Raw genomic sequence first — 3,117 nt, forward strand, 5'->3', positions numbered from 1 at the left:
AAAACAAGCGCTCACGCCACGACATGTCACGCCACTGCGCCTTGGACCGCTGATTAAAGGTGTCAACCGCTTGACGTGTTCAGACCAACCCGGCCACTTCTGACCACCAGCAGTGCAGCGCGCCGGAGCCGAAAGCCTTGCGGATCCCGACGACCGGCAACGTCACATTTGCGGCATTGAGCTTGGTCCAAACCCGCGATAGTCGCGCGCCATGATGAACATTCCCTGGGACCAGCCCGCAACGCTGATCGATCTGGATGGCAAGACGCCGGTGATCGGATCGATGCTCGAATGCGTGATGCACTTCTCTCTCTTCAAACCTTTCGCCAAGGAGCAGCCGCGCATCCTGCTGACGCGGCCCGTGTTTCGCGAAGGGCGCAAGACCCGCACCTGGGTTCTCAATCCCGGCGAGATCGAAAAACTTGTCGAGCGGCTCGATGCGGAGAGGCAGGCAGCTCAGTAGCCCCCCCCCCCCGCGCGATCAGTCGGCATCCCGCGCCGTTCGACGCCGTACGGCGCGGGATGATCCGGCATCAATATTCGAAAGTCATCGACGCCTTCACGGTGCGCGGCGAGCCCTGCAATAGATAGCCGCCGAACGCCGATGACCAGTAGCGGCGATTGGCGATGTTTTCGGCGCTCATACGGAAGGTGACGGGGTGTTCGCCGATCACTGCGACATAGCGCGCGCCGAGATCGAAACGGACCCAGTCAGGCAGTTCCTGAGCGGCGGCCGCCGCGCTGGGGATGTTGATCATCTGCTTGCCGGTCAGGACCACGCGGCCGGTCAACGTCAGGGCCTCGATGAAGGACGGCACGACCTCGGTGCCGAAATTGACCTGGTAGTCGGGGACGCCGATCGCCTTCTTGCCGTTGTTCACCCCGTTCAGCGATTTGGTAATCTTGGCATCGTTGACCGAGAACCCGCCGATGAAGCAAAGCCAGTCGGCGGGTTCGCCGTTGAGGGTGACCTCGACGCCGCGATTGCGCTGCTCACCGTCTACCACGAAGGTGCCCAGGCCGCTTGCAGGCGTCGTGGTGAAGGTGCTCGGCTGTTTCGTCTGATAGAGCGCGACGGTGCCGGTAAGGCCGTGGATCGCCATCTTGCCGCCGAGTTCATACTGAACTGACTTGTATGGCGCGAACACTTCGCCCGGATTGGTGACGTTGGTGAGCGGCGCGGTGGGGCCTTGGGCCAGGCCCTCGATACGGTTGGCGTAAAGGGAGACAGTGCCGGCCGGCTTGACGATTACACCTACCACCGGGGTCGTCCGGCTTTCATCGTAGCGGCTGGTCCGGGCGAGCGTGGTGCGATTGTAGGCGTTGACTATCATGTTCTGCCGTCGCGCGCCGACGGTGACGAGGATGCGATCGCCCAGAAATCCGATCGTGTCCGATGCGAACAGGCTGGTGAACGCGCCGGTCGAGACGCGCGGCAGATCTGTAAAGGAGCCGGAGACCAGGCCCGGCGTTACCGAGTTCGGCGGCCGATCGACGATCGGGGCATTGTAGAGATTGGTGCAGAAGGAAGTGGCACTTGCCCCGCAGGCTGTGCGGACCGCCGCTGGGAAGGCACCGAAGGCAAAGGCATTGCGGTTTTCCGTATAGGTGGCCGATCCACCGAAGTTGATTTCGTTGGTGATGCCGCTCACGGCGAACTTGCCGCGCAGGCCGAACTGGCCGCTCTCGTTATTGTCCTCGCGCGGGACGTAAAGGCGCGAGCCGGTGCCGGCACCGGTGGCCGCATTGGTGATCGTGAGCGTCGAATAATCGCCTTTTTCGGATCCGTCGCGCATTCCCGCGGCGAGATAGACCATCCAGTCCTTGGCGATATCGATTTCGACACGCGCCAGCGCATAAATGTCTCGCAGCTTGGTGAAGGTCCAGGGCTGTCCGTAATTGTCGTTGGCGTCCGGCGTCCTGGGAACCGCGATGTTGTTCGCCAGCCGTACTGTTGGCCGGCTATAGTTTGCCGCCTGCTCCTCGTAGCCGAAGTCGAGGAAGAAGCGCCCCGGTCCCTTGCGGAAGTCGAAGCTGGCGCCTGCGACCTTTACCTCGCGGTGCTCGTTATCGACCGCAGTGTCGCCCGAACGATAGACTCCGTTCACGCGGATGCCGAATTCCCGGTCCGGGCCGAAACGTGTGCCGATATCGACATTGCCGCCCAGAATGCCGTCGGCGCTGTAGCTCGCGGTGCCGCGGATCAACGTCTTCTGCGCGCGCTTCGGCACCAGATTGATGCCGCCGCCGATGCCGGACCCACCCGGAGCAGCGCCGAACAGGAAGGCGCTGGCACCGTTCAGGACCTGGACGCTCTCATAGAGTTCCGGCGAGACGAGTTGGCGCGGTGTGACGCCATAAAGGCCGTCGATCGACACATCGTCCCCGTTCAATGCGAAGCCGCGGATGACGAACAGCTCGGACTGGTTGCCCGAGCCATAAGTGGTGCGAACCGAAGGGTCGTTTTCGAGAACGTCGCCAATCGTCTCGGATTGTTGATCGAGGATCAGCTGCGCCGTGTAGGACGTGATGTTGAACGGTGTGGAGAGTGCGTCCTTGTTACCCAGGACGCCGATATTGCCGTCGCTTACGACCTGCTTCTGCGCCTGCTGACCCGTTACGATGATGTCGTTGCGGCTCTCCTCGCTCTCGGCATCGCGGGGAGCATGCTGGGCGAAGGCGGGTGAGGCGATTGCGAATGTCGCCGCGAGCGCCGCGGCGCTGGATCCCCGAATGATGGAAATGCGCATGGTTCGTACCCCAAAATGAGTTGACTCGATCTGCCGCGACGGATTTTCCCGTCCGCTGCAAAGGTTCCTTCCTGCGCCCGCGCCGAGCCGCACGGTCCAGCATTCCATCTGACTGCGGCCTGGAGCCGAAAACATCCAGTTTGTCCTGAGGCAGGGGACCAGGTGATGCTGGCCGCATTCGGAAAACTCCCGCCGTCGATGCGTGATCTGCCCACCTCGGGAAACATCGCCCGGCGGGCTGAAATGCCGGTGTGCGGCAGCGCCGCTCAGCCGAAGCGCTGTTTTCCGCCGACGACGGTGCGCAGCACGCCGGTTTGCGCAATCGTCTCCGGATCGATGGCGAACAGGTCGCGGTCGAGTACGACGA

Annotated in this window: 2 protein-coding genes; one reads left to right on the forward strand and one right to left on the reverse strand. The window is 62.7% G+C overall.

Going from position 1 to position 3,117, the window contains the following annotated elements; translation table 11 throughout:
• Window positions 1-211: 211 nt before the first annotated feature.
• The gene (locus LH128_RS29670; protein ID WP_008833401.1) at window positions 212-463 is read left to right on the forward strand and encodes a hypothetical protein; all 252 of its coding nucleotides are present in this window, start codon (window positions 212-214) and stop codon (window positions 461-463) included.
• A gap of 70 nt (window positions 464-533) precedes the next feature.
• On the opposite strand, the gene LH128_RS29675 is transcribed toward LH128_RS29670, so the two are convergent.
• On the reverse strand, window positions 534-2,750 hold the full coding sequence (locus LH128_RS29675; protein WP_008828729.1) for a TonB-dependent receptor: 2,217 nt from the start codon (window positions 2,748-2,750) through the stop codon (window positions 534-536).
• Window positions 2,751-3,117: the final 367 nt, after the last annotated feature.

The sequence above is a fragment of the Sphingomonas sp. LH128 genome, from assembly GCF_000293195.2.
Classification (GTDB): Bacteria; Pseudomonadota; Alphaproteobacteria; order Sphingomonadales; family Sphingomonadaceae; genus Novosphingobium; species Novosphingobium resinovorum_A.

Excerpts from the sequence above, each read along its gene's own strand:
- LH128_RS29670 (WP_008833401.1), top strand. The coding sequence starts at position 212 with ATGATGAACATTCCCTGGGACCAGCCCGCAACGCTGATCGATCTGGAT.
- LH128_RS29675 (WP_008828729.1), bottom strand. The coding sequence starts at position 2,750 with ATGCGCATTTCCATCATTCGGGGATCCAGCGCCGCGGCGCTCGCGGCG.